Annotated in this window: 15 protein-coding genes; 5 read left to right on the top strand and 10 right to left on the bottom strand. The window is 57.9% G+C overall.

Going from position 1 to position 16,838, the window contains the following annotated elements; translation table 11 throughout:
- Positions 1 to 304 precede the first annotated feature (304 nt).
- Positions 305 to 769 carry a GNAT family N-acetyltransferase gene (locus AACY02_RS11350; RefSeq protein ID WP_339432015.1) on the bottom strand — a complete coding sequence of 155 codons (465 nt, stop codon included), beginning with the start codon at positions 767 to 769 and terminating at the stop codon, positions 305 to 307.
- Between the two features lie 369 nt (positions 770 to 1,138).
- On the opposite strand from AACY02_RS11350, the gene AACY02_RS11345 reads away from it, so the two are divergent.
- The 4 genes from AACY02_RS11345 to AACY02_RS11330 all read left to right on the top strand — a co-directional run bounded on the left by AACY02_RS11345 (position 1,139) and on the right by AACY02_RS11330 (position 4,279).
- Entirely contained in the window at positions 1,139 to 1,489 is a 351-nt protein-coding gene (locus AACY02_RS11345) for a toxin (RefSeq protein ID WP_339432014.1), read from the top strand.
- Complete coding sequence (locus tag AACY02_RS11340) at positions 1,479 to 1,793, top strand: helix-turn-helix domain-containing protein (protein ID WP_339432013.1); 315 nt, start codon at positions 1,479 to 1,481, stop codon at positions 1,791 to 1,793. The genes AACY02_RS11345 and AACY02_RS11340 overlap by 11 nt, the downstream gene beginning before the upstream one ends.
- Positions 1,794 to 1,968: 175 nt before the next feature.
- Positions 1,969 to 3,294 carry an OprD family porin gene (locus AACY02_RS11335; RefSeq protein WP_339432012.1) on the top strand — a complete coding sequence of 442 codons (1,326 nt, stop codon included), beginning with the start codon at positions 1,969 to 1,971 and terminating at the stop codon, positions 3,292 to 3,294.
- A 202-nt stretch (positions 3,295 to 3,496) separates the two neighbouring features.
- Complete coding sequence (locus AACY02_RS11330; RefSeq protein WP_339432011.1) at positions 3,497 to 4,279, top strand: hypothetical protein; 783 nt, start codon at positions 3,497 to 3,499, stop codon at positions 4,277 to 4,279.
- Positions 4,280 to 4,349: 70 nt separating this feature from the next.
- On the opposite strand, the gene AACY02_RS11325 is transcribed toward AACY02_RS11330, so the two are convergent.
- From AACY02_RS11325 to AACY02_RS11295, 7 genes are all read right to left on the bottom strand, one after another.
- Positions 4,350 to 4,730 (bottom strand): DUF6124 family protein, encoded by a 381-nt coding sequence (locus AACY02_RS11325; RefSeq protein ID WP_339432010.1) that lies wholly within the window; start codon positions 4,728 to 4,730, stop codon positions 4,350 to 4,352.
- Positions 4,731 to 5,241: 511 nt separating this feature from the next.
- Positions 5,242 to 6,984, bottom strand: a complete 1,743-nt coding sequence (locus tag AACY02_RS11320) for an ABC transporter substrate-binding protein (RefSeq protein ID WP_339432009.1) — start codon at positions 6,982 to 6,984, stop codon at positions 5,242 to 5,244.
- A gap of 48 nt (positions 6,985 to 7,032) precedes the next feature.
- A complete protein-coding gene (locus AACY02_RS11315; protein ID WP_339432008.1) occupies positions 7,033 to 7,305 on the bottom strand; it encodes a DUF2160 domain-containing protein in 273 nt (90 codons plus the stop codon).
- Positions 7,306 to 7,315: 10 nt separating this feature from the next.
- Positions 7,316 to 8,116, bottom strand: coding sequence for a carbohydrate ABC transporter permease (locus tag AACY02_RS11310; protein ID WP_123450806.1), 801 nt, complete (start codon positions 8,114 to 8,116; stop codon positions 7,316 to 7,318).
- A 9-nt stretch (positions 8,117 to 8,125) separates the two neighbouring features.
- On the bottom strand, positions 8,126 to 8,992 hold the full coding sequence (locus AACY02_RS11305) for a carbohydrate ABC transporter permease (RefSeq protein WP_339432007.1): 867 nt from the start codon (positions 8,990 to 8,992) through the stop codon (positions 8,126 to 8,128).
- Complete coding sequence (locus AACY02_RS11300) at positions 8,989 to 10,104, bottom strand: ABC transporter ATP-binding protein (RefSeq protein ID WP_339432006.1); 1,116 nt, start codon at positions 10,102 to 10,104, stop codon at positions 8,989 to 8,991. Before AACY02_RS11300 ends, AACY02_RS11305 begins: the two co-directional genes overlap by 4 nt.
- Entirely contained in the window at positions 10,104 to 11,198 is a 1,095-nt protein-coding gene (locus AACY02_RS11295; RefSeq protein ID WP_339432005.1) for an ABC transporter ATP-binding protein, read from the bottom strand. The genes AACY02_RS11300 and AACY02_RS11295 overlap by 1 nt, the downstream gene beginning before the upstream one ends.
- Before the next feature lie 374 nt (positions 11,199 to 11,572).
- Here AACY02_RS11295 and AACY02_RS11290 point away from each other — a divergent pair, with 374 nt between their 5' ends.
- Entirely contained in the window at positions 11,573 to 13,408 is a 1,836-nt protein-coding gene (locus tag AACY02_RS11290) for a sigma-54-dependent Fis family transcriptional regulator (protein WP_339432004.1), read from the top strand.
- A gap of 129 nt (positions 13,409 to 13,537) precedes the next feature.
- Here AACY02_RS11290 and cysS read toward each other — a convergent pair whose 3' ends face one another.
- Positions 13,538 to 14,920 carry a cysteine--tRNA ligase gene (cysS, locus tag AACY02_RS11285; protein ID WP_339432003.1) on the bottom strand — a complete coding sequence of 461 codons (1,383 nt, stop codon included), beginning with the start codon at positions 14,918 to 14,920 and terminating at the stop codon, positions 13,538 to 13,540.
- A 15-nt stretch (positions 14,921 to 14,935) separates the two neighbouring features.
- Positions 14,936 to 16,633 (bottom strand): glutamine--tRNA ligase/YqeY domain fusion protein, encoded by a 1,698-nt coding sequence (locus tag AACY02_RS11280; RefSeq protein ID WP_339432002.1) that lies wholly within the window; start codon positions 16,631 to 16,633, stop codon positions 14,936 to 14,938.
- Between the last annotated feature and the right edge of the window lie 205 nt (positions 16,634 to 16,838).

Genomic DNA, 16,838 nt, shown 5'->3' with positions numbered 1-16,838 from the left:
TCGCTTCCTGCTGCGTCAGTTGGAGGGAGCAAAAGCGGAAATGGCCTTGGCGGTGAACGCTTACAACCTCAAGCGAGCGATTAGCGTGCTCGGAGCCCGCCAGTTGATGGCGCTAATGGGCTGAAAGACCTTTTTTCGTCTGTTGCCCGCACAAAAACAAACGCCCCGAACAAGTCGGGGCGTTTTGTTGGGCCTTCATCAGTGTGTTTTCACACAGTCTGTTCGGGTGCCGTTTTTGTTTACAGCATTCATGTAGCAAAAAATAACCTGTGGCGAGGGAGCAAGCTCCCTCGCCACAATCACATTACAGTTTCTTAACCATCGGCACGCACGCCAGTTGCAGGCCCGAAGGCGATTGATAAATCGCACTCCCCTCCCCCATGTAACCGCAGCGCCGGTAAAAATCGGCAGCGTTCAATGTCGCGTCCAGGCAGACCTCTGTCAGCCCCAGCGCCCTCGCCAGATCTTCGAGAAAGTGCAGAACCTGTTTGCCCAGTCCGCGCTGCATGAAATCCGGATGAATGAAGATTGCACCGATTTCACGGTGCTCCAAATCAAGCATTCCGGTGGCCACGGGCTTGCCCTCAACCCAGCCCAGATAGAAGTGCTTTTCCATGAGCGTGTCGTAACCGACCTCAGCCGAGCCCCTGGTCCAGTCGTGCATTTGCTGCTCGGTGTAGGCACCGACGCATTGATGCCTGATCGCCAAGCGTCGTATGTCGAATGCAGTTTGGGCGTCATTCGCGGTGGCTCTTCTGATCTCAAACATCTCTCTCTCCATGAGCCATGTGCAGGCAGGAAATGAAAAAGCCCCGTCCATTTCTGGCGGGGCTTCGGGTACACGTCAAATGACAAAAACGTATGACCTTATGGCCCGCCGGAAGCGGTCATGGAGGCGCACATCATGGTCATTCGATTTTGGGTATTCATGGGGCGATAGTGCTGTGGATTGTTCCGACACGTCAATTGCGAAGTCTCTTCGCTACTCAATTGAACGTTCTTACCACGCTGGTCGATTCGTCCTACAGGTGTTTTTACGACCGGCGTCTACCGTTGAAAAAGGGACGAAAAGCAAGGCTAGGAAGCCTTGACCGATTCGATTTTCGAGACAACACTATACGTAGGTAACGTACAGAACATGGATGCTCTATTTATCGAATTACCTGTGTTTCAGAAGCACCGAGACGACTATCTGGATGACGATCTGTTTCGCAGCTTTCAACTGGAGTTGCTGAAAAATCCGGAAGTGGGCGATCTTATCGAGGACACAGGCGGGCTTCGTAAAATTCGCTTTGGCGACCAACGAAGAGGGAAAGGAAAACGCAGCGGATTACGAGTGATTTACTACTGGTGGTCAGGCTTCGATCAGTTCTGGCTCTTTACCGTCTATAACAAAAACGAGCAGGACGATCTGACGCCTGCCCATAAAAAACTTTTCAGAAAAACACTGGATAGAGAACTCAACGCGAGAAGCCACTATGAAACGTGACATTTTTTCCGAACTGATGGATGGACTCGAAGCACTGGCCGATGAACGCCAAGGCAAAATCACCTTGCGTACCCACAAGGTTCAGTTGCCAAAACTGATGCCAATCACTGCGGAGGAAGTGGTAGCCATCCGTCAGCAACTTAATCTTTCTCGGTCAGTATTCGCGATGTATCTACGCACCAACACGCGAACGCTCGAAAACTGGGAGCAAGGACGAGCAACGCCTAATGCTCAGGCCACGACCCTGATCCGTCTGGTCCAGCGTTTTCCGCAGACAATCGAACAACTCGCAGCCCTGACCTGATATCCAAGGCCTTCGCCCCATCCACATGACGAAATTGTAATTCCCCCATCACCTTGGCGTTATCCGCAGCTTGCAACGATGTCACCCCGCGACCATGCCGGCGGGCGCTTGCCCGTCGAACAATAAAACCCACTCCGAAGCACGTTCCCGTTCTGCCGAACCCAAGGAGTGTTTGATGGTTAACAATACAAAAATGTCGATGGCCGCTTTAGCGGTGGTGGTTGGCTCCGGGCCGTCCATGGTGTTTGCAGAAGAAAAAGCCGAAGGCTTTATCGAAGGCAGCAGCCTGACGGTGCTCAACCGTAATTTCTATTTCAATCGTGAGCACCGCAACGGCCAGTCCAGCCCGACCGGCAACGGTTATTCCGAAGCCTGGTCGCATGTGGTGATCAGCAAGTTCGAATCCGGCTTCACACAAGGCACCGTCGGGGTCGGTGTTGATGCGTTTGCCATGATCGGTTTGAAACTCGACACCGGTGACGGCCACAACGGTGGGCGCAGTTCGTTTGATGTGTTGCCGGTCAACAGTGAAGGCGAGGCCCGGGACGAATACACCAAGGTCGGTGGCGCGGCGAAAGTGCGGGCATTTGATACGGTGGTCAGGGTCGGTGATGTATTCCTGGCCAACCCGGTAGTGGCGGCCGGTGACTCGCGTCTGCTGCCAGAAAGCTTTCGCGGCGTGACGGCGACCAACACCAGTATTGAAGGTCTGTCGGTTCAGGGTGGTCGACTGCACGCGATGAGCCAACCGGTGTCCAGCGACATGCGCGAGAACTTCGCAACCTTCTATGCCGGCCCGGTCAATTCGCCGTGGATTGCTTATGGCGGCGGCGATTACGTGCTGAACAAAAATCTCAGTTTCAGTCTGTACTCCAGTCGTCTCAAGGATGCCTGGAATCAGTACTACGCTGGCACTGCGTGGACGTATCCGCTGTCGGATGACTTGTCGCTGTTTGGTGGTTTGAATTACTACAAGGCTGTCGACGAAGGCAAACAACTGCTCGGCGAGTTCGACAACAACATCTGGAGCGGCCGTGTCGGTGTGAAACTCGGCGCGCACTCCGTCGCCCTCTCCCACCAGCGCAACAACGGCAACGACGATTTCGATTACCTGCGCCAGTCCGACTCGATCTTCCTCGACAACTCCATCCAGTACAGCGACTTCAACTCGCCGAAGGAACGTTCGTGGATGGTGCGTTATGACCTCGACATGACCACCTATGGCGTGCCCGGTTTGTCATTCATGACCCGTTATGCGCGCGACACTGACGCCGATTATTCCAATGCCAACGCCGCGTACATGCGCCGCGATGCCGAGGGCAATCCGCTGACGGATCAGAAGCGTTGGGAGCGCGATATAGAAGTCAAATACGTGGTGCAGAGTGGTTCATTGAAGGACATGTCACTGCGCTTGCGCCAGGCCACCACCCGCGCCACGGCGTTCGAGTCGGATCTGGATGAAGTGCGGGTGATTGTCGAGTATCCGTTGGCGATTCTCTGAGTTCACGAGCAATGCGCATTCACCTTTAGAAGCTCCTTGCTCCTTTAGAAAGAGGTGAATTTTTTGGCGTCCTTTGGGGCGCCTTTTTTATATCTGGTGTGTACCTGAGGTTGTAGCCCTGAAAACTATCAGGTAAAGAGTGGCGTACCGACGCGCCCTGCACCTGAATCGGAGTCAGGTGGATCAACAGCAAGGATTAATTGTGACTGACCTCATTTACCTCTCTGCATGGGGAACTGTCCTGCTGCTGGTTTTTCTCGGCGAGGCAATAACGCTGTTTGCCGCCTACTGGCGGCTCGATCAGATGGAACACCACTTCATCGCCTCTCAATTTGTAGCCACTGATCGCAAGCGTTTGGGCAATGGCCCATTGGGGCGAATGAAGAGAGTAAGGCAGATCGGCGCACTCACCGGCCTTGTCACCTACCCACTGATGCTGGAACGCCCGACGGTCATGGAGGCCGAACGCTTTCCAGTACATCTGAAAAAATGGGGGGCGGTGCCGCGAAGCATCCGGCGAATCGCTTTCATGGGCGCCTGCCTACTTTTACTCTGGCTGGGTTTCGAGCGGTTATGCATGATGCTCTCCACACCGACGAGCGATTTGAAGCGGCTGTACGTGGCCGCATTGATCGCCTGTGTTGTTGTGGCAGTGTTGGCACTGCTCGTGCGGACATACGTCAGTTTTTTCAAACTGGCAGCCATCGAGTCTTTTCTGAAAGAGTCCTACTTCGTCGCTCGCAATCAGCGGGTATTGGGAGACAGCGTTTATGGTCGCTCCTGCCGCCTGTACCACATTTCGAACATTCTCTGTCTGGACTACGGCTATCTGCAGGCAAGTGATCCCGAGGTCATACCCGAGATTGACCGCTTTCCGCTGCCTCTGCGGCGTTGGGTCATTATTCCCGCCCGGATGTTTGGCTACTCTGTTCCGGGTTTTGTCGCGGTTTACTGTGCCGCGATGATCTTTGGCGTCTTTGCCTGAGCGTCAACCTTTGAATAAAACGCGGCCCTGACTAGCGCCGCGTTTTTTCTGCCTGCCTGGACAGATCGGATCAGCCAGCAGGGTCGACGTTATCCAATGCTCTGTTCACCGCCAGTTCACCAAGCATGACGACTTGGGCGATACCGAGCAACGTCTTGCGGTGCGTGCCTTCGAGCAGCGCGGCGAAGTCACCGAGCATGACGCTGGCCGAGGACAGGGACTCGCTGGCGTTGGCCAGCAGGGATTCGGTGTCGGCGGTGGGGTTGACCAGGAACATCTGGTTCTGGACATAGGGCGTGGCCATGATGGCGGCCGTGGGTTTGAGGTAAAAGTCGAGGGCGCGGTCGGCGGCTTCGTGGAGTTTGCGGGTATCTTCGCCCGCGTAGGGGGACGTTGTATGGGCGTGCGCTGGAACGGTTGTTTCCGGGGGATTGGGTGTTGGCTTTTTCATGTTGTTTCTCCTTCTGAACGTTGAAGCTGATCCATTCGGTTCCACGCGAAGGGGTGGCAGCTGTACGCAGGTTGGAACCCGGGGAACGGAGAAACCCGGCAGACTCGAAAGTCTCCCGCGTACAGCCGCCATAACAGACTGCACACCATGAAGGTGGGCAAGCATACGTCATGAAAGACGCTTTGGCGTTGATACGTTCTCCGGGGTTCCAATCCCGATCGCTGATTTGGCAGCGACGTTCACAGCCTAGAGAGCCGACGTCCGACGGACAACCTGAAAACATTGTGGGAAGGTTCTGTATTTTCGGAAAACCTTTAAACATCCCGAATCGAAATACTCAGCCGCGCCAGGACTGTTGTGAAGGCAATGACTTGGGCGAGGACATTACCTATTCGTAATGCGTCGCCGCTCTATTGGATCAACGCGAAACCTGTGGGCGCTCGATGGCGGTGGTTCTGGCACAACTGAAAACGGCACCTTGCGGTGCCGTTTGCCCTTCACTCATCAGCTTTTATTTACGCGCATCTGCCCAGGATTTCAGCAGTTCGTTGTAGCTCACGGTCTCGCCCTTCGGCTTCTCGTTCGCCAGTTTCGGTTTCGGCGCGCCCGGTTGATCGAACCAGTATTGCGCGTCGCGTTCCGGGTTCATTTTCGGTGCGCACGTGGCTTGGGCTTTGGAGCGTTCCAGACGCGACATGATCGCGTCCTGATCCTTGGCCAAACCATCCAGCGCTTGCTGCGGGGTCTTCTCGCCGCTGGCCGCTTCGGCGATGTGGCTCCACCACAGTTGCGCCAGACGCGGATAGTCCGGCACGTTGGTCCCGGTCGGGGTCCATTGCACGCGGGCCGGGCTGCGGTAGAACTCGACCAGACCACCGAGTTTCGGCGCCAGATCGGTCATGGCCTGCGAGTTGATGTCCGACTCGCGAATCGGCGTCAAACCGACGATGGTTTTCTTCAGCGAGACGGTTTTCGAAGTCACGAACTGCGCGTACAGCCACGCCGCGAGTTTCTGTTTCTCCGGCGTGGATTTCATGAACGTCCACGAACCCACGTCCTGATAACCAAGCTTCATGCCCTCCTCCCAATACGGCCCGCGCGGCGATGGCGCCATCCGCCATTTCGGCGTGCCGTCGTCATTGACCACCGGCAGGCCCGGTTTGGTCATGTCGGCGGTGAAGGCGGTGTACCAGAAAATCTGCTGAGCGATGTTGCCTTGCGACGGCACCGGGCCGGACTCGGAGAACGTCATGCCCGCTGCTTCCGGTGGCGCGTACGCCTTGAGCCAATCGACGTATTTGGTCGTGGCAAACACTGCCGCCGGGCCGTTGGTGTCGCCGCCTCGGGTCACGCTGGAACCCACCGGGTGGCAATCCTCGACACGAATGCCCCACTCGTCCACCGGCAAACCGTTAGGCAAGCCCTTGTCGCCGCCACCGGCCATGGAGAACCAGGCATCGGTGAAGCGCCAGCCCAGCGACGGGTCTTTCTTGCCGTAGTCCATGTGCCCGTAAACACGTTTGCCGTCGATTTCCTTGACGTCTTCGCTGAAGAATTTGGCGATGTCTTCATAGGCTGACCAGTTCACCGGTACGCCCAATTCGTAGCCGTACTTTTCCTTGAACCTGGCTTTCAGGTCCGCGCGTTCAAACCAGTCAGCGCGGAACCAGTACAGGTTGGCGAACTGCTGGTCGGGCAGTTGATAAATCTTGCCGTCCGGCGCCGTGGTGAACGAAATGCCGATGAAGTCCTTGATGTCGAGGGTCGGCGAGGTGAAGTTCTTGCCTTCGTTGGCCATCAGGTCGGTGATCGATTCGGTCTTGCCGTAACGAAAGTGCGTGCCGATCAGGTCCGAGTCGTTGACCCAGCCGTCGTAGATATTCTTGTCGGACTGCATCACCGTCTGCATTTTTTCCACCACGTCGCCTTCTTGCAGCAAGTCGTGGGTGAGCTTGATCCCGGTGATTTCGCTGAAGGCCTTGGCCAGCACCTTGGACTCGTATTCATGGGTGGTCAGGGTTTCCGAAACCACCTTGATTTCCATCCCGCGAAACGGCTCGGCAGCCTTGATGAACCACTTCAGTTCTTCGAGTTGCTGATCGGCCGTCAGGGTCGACGGTTTGAATTCGTTGCCGATCCACTTTTTCGCAGCGTCCTCGTAGGCATCGGCCCAGGCCGACGCGCTCAAACCGCTGAGTGCCAGCAAGGCTGCCAATGAAATGCTATGTCGCAGCTTATTGTTTTTGTCGAACATAGAGACCTCCTGTTTAGGATTTCGGAGCACGGTTGTCGAGCGACTCGACTAGCCCCAACGCATCACAGCCAACAGCCACACCAGGGACAACGCGGACGCCACCCAGATGCTCCAGTCGGTGGCGCCGACGACCAGCAAATGCAGGTAGGCGCTGCCGAGAAGACCGATAAACAAGCGATCGCCACGGGTGGTGGCAATCGGCAGAAAACCTCGCCGCAGGACGCTCGGCGAACGCAGCTCCCACGTCGTCATGCCCACCAGGAGCAAGCCTATGACGATAAAGAATGCCGCGGTGGGGGTGGTCCAACTCATCCATTCCATCATCAGTTCCTCAGACCCGGCCGAGGGCAAAGCCCTTGGCCACATGGTTGCGAACAAACCAGATCACCAGCATGCCCGGCAAAATGGTCAACACCCCCGCCGCCGCCAGCACGCCCCAATCGATCCCCGAGGCCGAGACCGTGCGTGTCATCACCGCCGCAATCGGCTTGGCGTTGACCGAGGTCAACGTGCGCGCCAGCAACAGCTCGACCCAGGAAAACATGAAGCAGAAAAACGCCGTGACGCCGATGCCGGAACCGATCAACGGGATGAAAATCTTCACGAAGAACTTGGGGAAACTGTAGCCATCAATGTAGGCGGTTTCGTCGATTTCCTTCGGCACGCCGGACATGAAGCCTTCGAGAATCCACACCGCCAGTGGCACGTTAAACAGGCAGTGCGCCAAGGCCACGGCAATGTGCGTGTCGAACAGGCCAATCGACGAATACAACTGAAAGAACGGCAGCAGGAACACGGCCGGTGGGGCCATGCGGTTGGTCAGCAGCCAGAAGAACAGGTGCTTGTCGCCCAGGAAGCGGTAGCGTGAAAACGCATACGCCGCCGGCAGTGCCACGCTCAGGGAAATCACCGTGTTCAGGCTCACGTAGTACAGCGAGTTGATGTACCCGCTGTACCAGCTCGGATCGGTGAAGATCACCTTGTAGTTCGCCAGCGTGAAGTCCTGTGGGAAAAGTGTCAGACCGCCGAGGATTTCGGTGTTGCTCTTGAACGACATGTTCAGCAGCCAGTAGATCGGCACCAGCAGGAACAGGATGTAGACCAGCAACGGGATCAGCTTTCTTTTGCTCATGGCCGGGCCTCAGCGGTTGGCGTCGGAGTGCGTCATGGCGGTGTAGAACAGCCAGGACACCAACAGGATGATCAGGAAGTACACCAGCGAGAAAGCCGCTGCCGGCCCCAGGTCGAATTGGCCTACGGCCATTTGCGTCAGCGTCTGACTCAAGAAGGTCGTGGCATTACCCGGCCCGCCCCCCGTGAGCACAAACGGCTCGGTGTAGATCATGAAACTGTCCATGAAACGCAACATCACCGCGATCAACAGCACGCTCTTCAGCTTGGGCAACTGAATGTGACGGAACACTGCCCAGGCGGACGCCCGATCGATGCGCGCCGCCTGGTAATACACATCGGGAATGGCGCGCAATCCGGAGAAACACAGCAGCGCCACCAGCGAAGTCCAGTGCCAGACGTCCATCACCAGCACCGTCACCCAGGCGTCCATGGTGTTGGCCGCATAGTTGTAGCTGATGCCCATCGCGTTGAGACTCGACCCGAGCAAGCCGATGTCGGCGCGGCCGAAAATCTGCCAGATCGTGCCCACCACGTTCCACGGGATCAGCAGCGGAATCGCCAGAATAATCAGCACCAGCGACGACCAGCGGCCCTTGGTCGGCATGGTCAGGGCAATCGCAATGCCCAGCGGGATTTCAATCAGCAACACGCACGCCGAATAGATGAACTGGCGCAGCAGCGAATCATGCAGACGCGGATCCAGCAGCACCTGCCGATACCATTCAGTGCCGACGAAGTAGCGGCTGGATTGGTCGAAGATGTCCTGCACCGAGTAGTTGACCACGGTCATCATCGGGACAACCGCACTGAACGCCACCAGCAAAAACACCGGCAACACCAGCCACCAGGCCTTGTTGTTCTGCACCTTGTTCATGGCTGCACCTCATTGTCTTCAGTGGCTGGCAGCAGGAATTCATCGGCATAGACCATCAGCCACTGCGCCGGAAAACTGATGTACGCCTTGCCCTGCGGCACCGGTTTGTCTTCCGCCAGGCGCACTTTCAACGCCACGCCGTCGAGATCGAGGGTCATGATCTTGTAGGTGCCGAGGTCTTCGACGTGTACGACGTGTGCCTGCATCGCGTCGTCAAACGGCTCATCCCAGACATGAATGAACTCGGGACGGATACCGACCTTCAGATTTTTCCACTGACCGTGTTCGATATGACGCTGCAAGGCGTCAGACAGCGGCAGGTGCGTCGAGCCGAAACCGACCCCGCCCGGTTGCGGCTGCACGTCGATCAGATTCATGCCGGGGCTGCCGATGAAGTAGCCGACAAAGGTGTGGCTCGGCCGTTCGAACAACTCCCGTGGCGTGCCGAACTGGACGATCTGGCCGCCGTACATCACCGCGATTTTGTCGGCGAAGGTCGAGGCTTCGAGTTGATCGTGGGTCACGTAGACCATGGTGATGTTGAACTGCTCGTGGATCTGCTTGAGCTTGCGTCGCAGTTTCCACTTCAGGTGCGGATCGATCACTGTCAGCGGTTCATCAAAGAGAATCGCCGACACGTCGTCACGCACCAGGCCCCGCCCCATCGAGACTTTCTGTTTTTCGTCGGCGGTGAGGTTGCGCGCCTTTTTGCTCAGCAGCTCTTGCAGGTCGAGGACTTCGGCAATTTCCTGCACCTTGCTGTGCACTTTCGCCTCGGCCATGCCCTGATTGCGCAGGGGAAACGCCAGGTTGTCGAACACGGTCATGGTGTCGTAGACCACCGGAAACTGGAAAACCTGAGCGATGTTGCGCTTCTCCGGGGTCAGGTCGTTGACCGCTTTGCCGTCGAATAACACATGCCCTTGCGAGGGGCTGAGCAGGCCGGAAATGATGTTGAGCAACGTCGATTTGCCGCAACCGGACGGGCCAAGCAGCGCATAGGCGCCACCCTGCTCCCAAACGTGATCCATCTCGCGGATCGCATAATCCTCTGCACCGCCGGGGGTTTTACTGTAGCTGTGGGCGAGGTGTTGCAAACGGATTTCGGCCATCAGGCAACCCTCGCGACACGCCGCCCCGGTGCTTGCACCAGGCGGCCCTGCGCATCGAAAACAAACAGTTTGTGGGTCGGGATATAAATGCGGATCGGCTCGTCGACGTCGTATTCGTGAACGCCGGACAGGTGCAGCACCAGCAGGAAATGCTCGTTGCGCACATGCAGGAAGGTTTCCGAACCGCTGATCTCGGCGACTTCCACCGTGACGGCCAATTCCAGATCGTCATCGTTGCTCGGCACCAGCGAGATGTGGCTGGGGCGCACGCCGAAGCGGAACTCACCTTCGCCCACCGAACGCAGATCAACGTTTAACGGGAAGTGTACGAAGTTGGCAAAACTCACTTCGTTACCGGCGATGCGCCCCGGCATCAGGTTGATCGGCGGCTCGGAGAACAGCTCGGCGGCCAGCACGGTTTGCGGCTGGTGATACACCGAGGTCGACGGGCCGCTCTGGATCACCCGCCCCTCGTGAAGAATCGTCGTGGTGCCGCCCAGCGCCAGCGCTTCGTTAGGCTCGGTGGTGGCGTAAATGGCGATGGTATGGCGCTGCTTGAACAACTCGCGCATTTCCTGACGCAGTTCTTCGCGCAGTTTGTAGTCGAGATTGACCAGCGGCTCGTCGAACAGGATCAGTTCGGCATCCTTGACCAGCGCCCGGGCCATGGCGGTGCGTTGCTGCTGCCCGCCGGAGAGTTCCAGCGGATAGCGCTGCAGAAACTTCTCGATGCGCAGCATCTTTGCGGTTTCCTGCACCTTGCTGTGGATGATCTCTTTCGAGACGCCAGCCTGACGCAGCGGCGAGGCGATGTTCTCGAACACGGTCATGGTCGGGTAGTTGATGAATTGCTGATAAACCATCGACACATTGCGCAGACGCACCGGGCGATGGGTGACATCGACGCCGTTCATCAGGATGCGGCCGCTGTCGGGCTTGTCCAGACCGGCCATCAGACGCATGAGACTGGTTTTGCCAGACAGCGTGCGGCCGAGCAAAACGTTGAAGGATCCGGGTTCGAATTTCAGGCACGCATCGTCGATCCAGTTCTGGCCCTCGACGGTGCGGCAGACGTGCTCCAGGGTGAGTGACATGGCTCGGCCTTTTTATTATTGGAGTCAAGCGACCTGTGCAGTAGAGCGACATTCGTGCCAGAAATGGCAAGTTGTTGATTTGTTGTGAAAATCCTTGAAAACGCCGGGAAACGGCGTTCATTGCTGAACACATTTGAACAGTTTGGCGATTGACAATGAACAATAGTGAACAACACTCTATGGATGCTTTTGCCCAATCTCATGACCGCTGAAGATCCCAATGTGGGAGCGCGAATGCGGTGTGTCATTCAACTGATTCATTGACTGATCCACCGCATTCGCGAGCAAGCCCGCTCCCACCGTTTTGAGCTGTGCTGTTTCAGGATTTGGGTTCATAACAACAATAAAAATCGCTGCATCTGAGGCTGACTGCCATGGTCGCACCTGCCCCGCCGCTGTCCCACGACGCGCTCGTCCAGAGCTCCTGGCAACGTTGTCGGGCGTTTGGTCTGGATCATCAAAGCGCTCCGGCGTTCGATCAATTACCCGCCTCGGGTATTGCGCACCTGCTCGACCGCCATCATTCGCTGGTGCAAACCACCCATCAGGAAGTGTTGCCCTACTACGAGAACATCCTGAGCAATTCCAATTGCCTGATCATGCTCGCCGACAACCAGGGCCAGGTGCTGACCTCGTGGGGTACGCAACGGTTTATCGCGCCGAATCTGGCCCGAGGCTTTCAGGCCGGGGCGAGCTGGATGGAACGCTGCAGCGGCACCAACGCCATCGGCACTGCGCTGGCCTGCGAGCAAGCGGTACACATCGAACACGATGAACATTTTCTGAAAGCCAACCGCTTCATGACCGGTTCCGCCGCGCCGATTTTCGACGCCGAGCGCAAGGTCATCGCGGTGCTTGACGTGTCCAGCGACAGCTATCTGCCGCCCTCACACACCTTGGGCATGGTCAAGATGATGAGCCAGACCGTGGAAAACCGGCTGATCCTCAACCTGTTCCATGGCCAGCACTTTCAACTGACCTTCAACACCGGGTTGAACAACCTCGACAGTCAGTGGGCCGGCTTGTTGATTTTCGATGAGAGCGGTCAGGTGCTGTCGGCCAATCGCCGGGCCGACAATCTCTTGGGTGTGCGCTTGTCGCGGGTCAGTGTTGAGAGCCTGTTCAAGGTGTCGTTACTCGAGTTGATCAACCAGCCGGACGGTTTGCCGTTTGCCTTGCAGACCTGCGGGAGTAACCGTTTCCAGTGTTTGTTGAAGCGGCCACAACAGGCGCCCATCGAGGCGCGAGTGTTTACGTCTGAACCCAAAGCCGCCACGCCCACCGCGATCAGCCTCAACACACTGCACCTGGGCGACAGTCGCGTGGAAAAAGCCGTGCGCCAGGCCGAGCGTTTGCTGGAAAAAGACATTCCGCTGCTGATCCACGGCGAAACCGGGGTTGGCAAAGAGGTGTTCGTCAAAGCCCTGCACCAAGCCAGCTCGCGCAGCAAACAGGCTTTCATCGCCGTCAACTGCGCGGCGATCCCCGCCGAATTGGTGGAGTCCGAGTTGTTCGGCTACGAGAAAGGCGCGTTCACCGGCGCCAACCAGAAAGGCAGCATCGGCCTGATCCGCAAGGCTGACAAAGGCACGCTGTTCCTTGATGAAATCGGCGACATGCCGCTGCCGACCCAGGCGCGGTTGCTGCGGGTGTTGCAGGAGCGCTGTGTGCAACCGGTGGGTAGCAGCGAGTTGTTTCCGGTGGATCTGCGGATCATCTCGGCGACCAACCGCTCGCTACGGGAGCAGGTGCAACTGGGGCGGTTTCGCGAGGATTTGTATTACCGCATCGGTGGCTTGACCCTGGAGTTGCCGCCATTGAGGGAGCGCAGTGACAAAAAGGCGTTGTTCAAACGGCTCTGGGAGCAGCATCGTGAACCGACGCAGTGGGCGGGGTTGAGCCACGAAGTGCTGGAACTGTTCGATAAGCATCCGTGGCCAGGCAACTTGCGCCAAGTCAGCAGCGTGATGCAGGTGGCGCTGGCCATGGCTGAAGAGCAACCCGTGCGACCGGAGCATTTGCCAGATGATTTTTTTGTAGATCTGGACATGGAGCCGGTTGAGCGCGTGCAGCCATTGGGGCTGGATTTGAATGATGTTGAAGCGTTAAACCGGGAGCTGCAGGCGGCGGGGGGAAATATTTCGCACTTGGCGCGGCGGCTGGGTGTGAGCCGCAACACTCTTTACAAGCGGTTGCGTCAGGCTGAATGACAAGATGTCTGGGCGGGTCTGATCGCTGGCAAGCCTGCGATGACTTCAGCCCTGTCCCTGTAGATTCCTGAGATAACCCAAAAACAAAAACCCGCACAAGGCGGGTTTTGTTTTTAGCGGATCAGCCAATCAGTCAGCCAAACGCCAGGTCGTGCCACCCTTGCCGTCTTCCAGCACCACGCCCATGGCGGTGAGCTGGTCGCGGATGCGGTCGGATTCAGCCCAGTCCTTGCCCGCCCGTGCCGCCAGACGCGCAGCAATCAGCGCGTCGACTTCAGCCGCATCAACACGCCCTTCGGCGCCAGCCTGCAGGAAGTCGTCGGCTTCGAGTTGCAATACACCCAGCACGCTGGCCAGTTCTTTCAGACGGGCCGCTAGACCTGCCGCTGCATCGAGATCGCTCTCGCGCAGTCGGTTGATCTCACGCACCATCTCGAACAGCACGGCGCAGGCTTCCGGCGTGCCGAAGTCGTCGTTCATCACCGCGGTGAAACGTTCAACGAACGCTTCGCCGCCGGCCGGCGCCACGTTCGGCAGGCCTTTCAACGCGTGGTAGAAACGCTCGAGTGCGCCTTTGGCGTCCTTGAGGTTGTCTTCCGAGTAGTTGATCGCGCTGCGGTAGTGGCTCGACACCAGCAGGTAACGCACGACTTCCGGGTGGTACTTGTCGAGCACGTCGCGAATGGTGAAGAAGTTGTTCAAGGACTTGGACATCTTCTCGCCATTGATGCGAATCATGCCGCAATGCATCCACGCGTTGGCGTAGGTCTTGCCAGTGGCCGCTTCGCTCTGGGCGATTTCGTTTTCGTGGTGCGGGAACTCAAGATCGCTGCCGCCGCCATGAATATCGAACGTCTCACCGAGGCAGCAGGTGGACATCACCGAGCACTCGATGTGCCAGCCCGGACGCCCGGCGCCCCATGGCGATTCCCAGCTCGGCTCGCCCGGTTTGACGCCTTTCCACAGCACGAAGTCCAGCGGATCTTCCTTCGCTTCGTCGACCTCGATCCGCGCACCGATGCGCAGGTCTTCGATCTTCTTGCGCGACAGCTTGCCGTAGCCCATGAACTTGCCGACGCGGTAGTACACGTCGCCATTGCCCGGGGCGTAGGCGTAGCCCTTGTCGATCAGGGTCTGGATCATCCCGTGCATGCCCGGAATGTGATCCGTGGCACGCGGCTCCATGTCCGGCTTCTTGATGTTCAGGCGCGCTTCGTCTTCGTGCATCGCGGCAATCATGCGCTCGGTCAACGCTTCGAACGATTCACCGTTCTCGTTGGCGCGGTTGATGATCTTGTCGTCGATGTCGGTGATGTTGCGCACGTAAGTCAGGTTGTAACCGCTGAACCGCAACCAGCGGGTCACCAGGTCGAACGCGACCATGCTGCGGCCATGGCCCAGGTGGCAGTAGTCGTACACGGTCATCCCGCAGACGTACATGCGCACATTGTTGCCATCGAGCGGCTTGAAGACTTCTTTGCTCTTGGTGAGCGTGTTGTAGATCGTTAGCACGTTAAATCCCTTGAATCACTGGCCCCACGAATCACGCAGGGTCACGGTACGGTTGAATACCGGCTGACCTGGTTTCGAGTCCTTGATGTCCGCGACGAAGTAGCCTTCGCGCTCGAACTGGAAACGGTCTTCCGGCTGTGCATTGCCAAGCGATGGCTCAGCACGACAACCGGTCAGCACTTGCAGTGAGTCAGGGTTGATGTTGTCGAGGAAACTGGCGCTGTCTTCGGCCTTCTCAGGGTTGGCCGAACGGAACAGGCGATCGTACAGACGCACTTCGCACTCGACGCTGGCAGCGGCCGGCACCCAGTGAACCACGCCTTTGACCTTGCGGCCTTCAGGGTTCTTGCCCAGAGTTTCGGGGTCGTAGGAGCAACGCAGTTCGACGATGTTGCCATCGGCGTCCTTGATCGCTTCGTCGGCACGGATCACGTAGCTGCCGCGCAGACGCACTTCGCCGCCCGATTCCAGACGTTTGTAGCCTTTCGGCGGCTCTTCCATGAAGTCTTCACGGTCGATGTAGATTTCCCGGGCAAACGGCAGCGCGCGCACGCCCATGTCTTCTTTCGGGTGGCGCGGCAGTTCGAGGTTCTCGACCTGGCCTTCCGGGTAGTTGGTGATCACGACTTTGAGCGGACGCAGCACGCACATGGCGCGCGGGGCGCTGTGGTCGAGGTCGTCACGGATGCTGAATTCGAGCATGCCGAAGTCAACCACGCCGTCGGAGCGGTTGGTACCGATCATTTCGCAGAAGTTGCGGATCGATTTCGGCGTGTAACCACGGCGGCGAAAGCCCGACAGCGTGGACATGCGCGGATCGTCCCAGCCATTGACGTGCTTTTCATCGACCAGTTGCTTGAGCTTGCGCTTGCTGGTGATGGTGTAGTTGAGGTTCAGACGGCTGAACTCGTACTGACGCGGTTGCGCCGGCACTGGCAGTGCGTCGAGGAACCACTCGTACAGCGGACGATGGCTTTCGAACTCCAGGGTGCAGATCGAGTGAGTGATGCCTTCGATGGCGTCCGACTGACCGTGGGTGAAGTCGTAGTTGGGGTAGATGCACCACTTGTCACCGGTCTGGTGGTGATGGGCGTGGCGGATGCGGTACATGATCGGGTCACGCAGGTTCATGTTCGGCGAGGCCATGTCGATCTTCGCGCGCAGCACGCGGGCGCCGTCCGGGAACTCACCGGCGCGCATGCGGGCGAACCAGTCGAGGTTTTCTTCAACCGAACGGTCGCGGAACGGGCTGTTCTTGCCAGGTTCGGTCAGGCTGCCACGGTATTCCTTGGCCTGCTCCGGGGTCAGGTCGTCGACGTAGGCCTTGCCGGCCTTGATCAACTCCACCGCCCAGTCGTGCAACTGGTCGAAATACTGCGAGGCGTAGCGCACTTCGCCGGACCATTCGAAGCCCAGCCATTTGACGTCGCTTTCGATCGCGTCGATGTATTCCTGATCTTCCTTGGCCGGGTTGGTGTCGTCGAAACGCAGGTGCGTGACGCCGCCGAACTCCTGGGCCAGGCCGAAGTTCACGCAGATCGATTTGGCGTGGCCGATGTGCAGGTAGCCGTTGGGCTCCGGCGGGAAACGGGTGACGATCTGGGTGTGCTTGCCCGAGTCCAGGTCTGCCTGGATGATCGGCCGCAGGAAATTGACCGGCACGGCAGGGCCGGACTTGGCATTCGAGGTAGGGTCGACAGTGGGCTTGCTCATAGGATCCTTGACTTACAGGTGCGCGGCCGCAGAGGGGGCCAGACAAAACAAAGCCGCTATCATAGCCGATGCTGTCAAGGGGCTGACAGAGCAGGCCCTATAAAGGCGTGCATTTAATCGCACGGAAATGAAAAACTGCCTCGAAATTCACGCCTGTCACGCTAAACTGCGCACCTCGGCCTTCAAGGGCTGAACCGGTAAAGGG

Origin of the sequence: Pseudomonas sp. EA_65y_Pfl2_P78 (assembly GCF_963970495.1) — a bacterium.
Lineage (GTDB): Bacteria > Pseudomonadota > Gammaproteobacteria > Pseudomonadales > Pseudomonadaceae > Aquipseudomonas > Aquipseudomonas baetica_A.
Note: the sequence above shows the minus strand (reverse complement) of the source record. Positions and strands in the feature narration are given on the sequence as shown.

Coding starts and splice junctions, on each gene's coding strand:
- AACY02_RS11350 (WP_339432015.1), bottom strand. CDS start 769: ATGTTTGAGATCAGAAGAGCCACCGCGAATGACGCCCAAACTGCATTC.
- AACY02_RS11345 (WP_339432014.1), top strand. CDS start 1,139: ATGGATGCTCTATTTATCGAATTACCTGTGTTTCAGAAGCACCGAGAC.
- AACY02_RS11340 (WP_339432013.1), top strand. CDS start 1,479: ATGAAACGTGACATTTTTTCCGAACTGATGGATGGACTCGAAGCACTG.
- AACY02_RS11335 (WP_339432012.1), top strand. CDS start 1,969: ATGGTTAACAATACAAAAATGTCGATGGCCGCTTTAGCGGTGGTGGTT.
- AACY02_RS11325 (WP_339432010.1), bottom strand. CDS start 4,730: ATGAAAAAGCCAACACCCAATCCCCCGGAAACAACCGTTCCAGCGCAC.
- AACY02_RS11320 (WP_339432009.1), bottom strand. CDS start 6,984: ATGTTCGACAAAAACAATAAGCTGCGACATAGCATTTCATTGGCAGCC.
- AACY02_RS11315 (WP_339432008.1), bottom strand. CDS start 7,305: ATGGAATGGATGAGTTGGACCACCCCCACCGCGGCATTCTTTATCGTC.
- AACY02_RS11310 (WP_123450806.1), bottom strand. CDS start 8,116: ATGAGCAAAAGAAAGCTGATCCCGTTGCTGGTCTACATCCTGTTCCTG.
- AACY02_RS11305 (WP_339432007.1), bottom strand. CDS start 8,992: ATGAACAAGGTGCAGAACAACAAGGCCTGGTGGCTGGTGTTGCCGGTG.
- AACY02_RS11300 (WP_339432006.1), bottom strand. CDS start 10,104: ATGGCCGAAATCCGTTTGCAACACCTCGCCCACAGCTACAGTAAAACC.
- AACY02_RS11295 (WP_339432005.1), bottom strand. CDS start 11,198: ATGTCACTCACCCTGGAGCACGTCTGCCGCACCGTCGAGGGCCAGAAC.
- AACY02_RS11290 (WP_339432004.1), top strand. CDS start 11,573: ATGGTCGCACCTGCCCCGCCGCTGTCCCACGACGCGCTCGTCCAGAGC.
- AACY02_RS11280 (WP_339432002.1), bottom strand. CDS start 16,633: ATGAGCAAGCCCACTGTCGACCCTACCTCGAATGCCAAGTCCGGCCCT.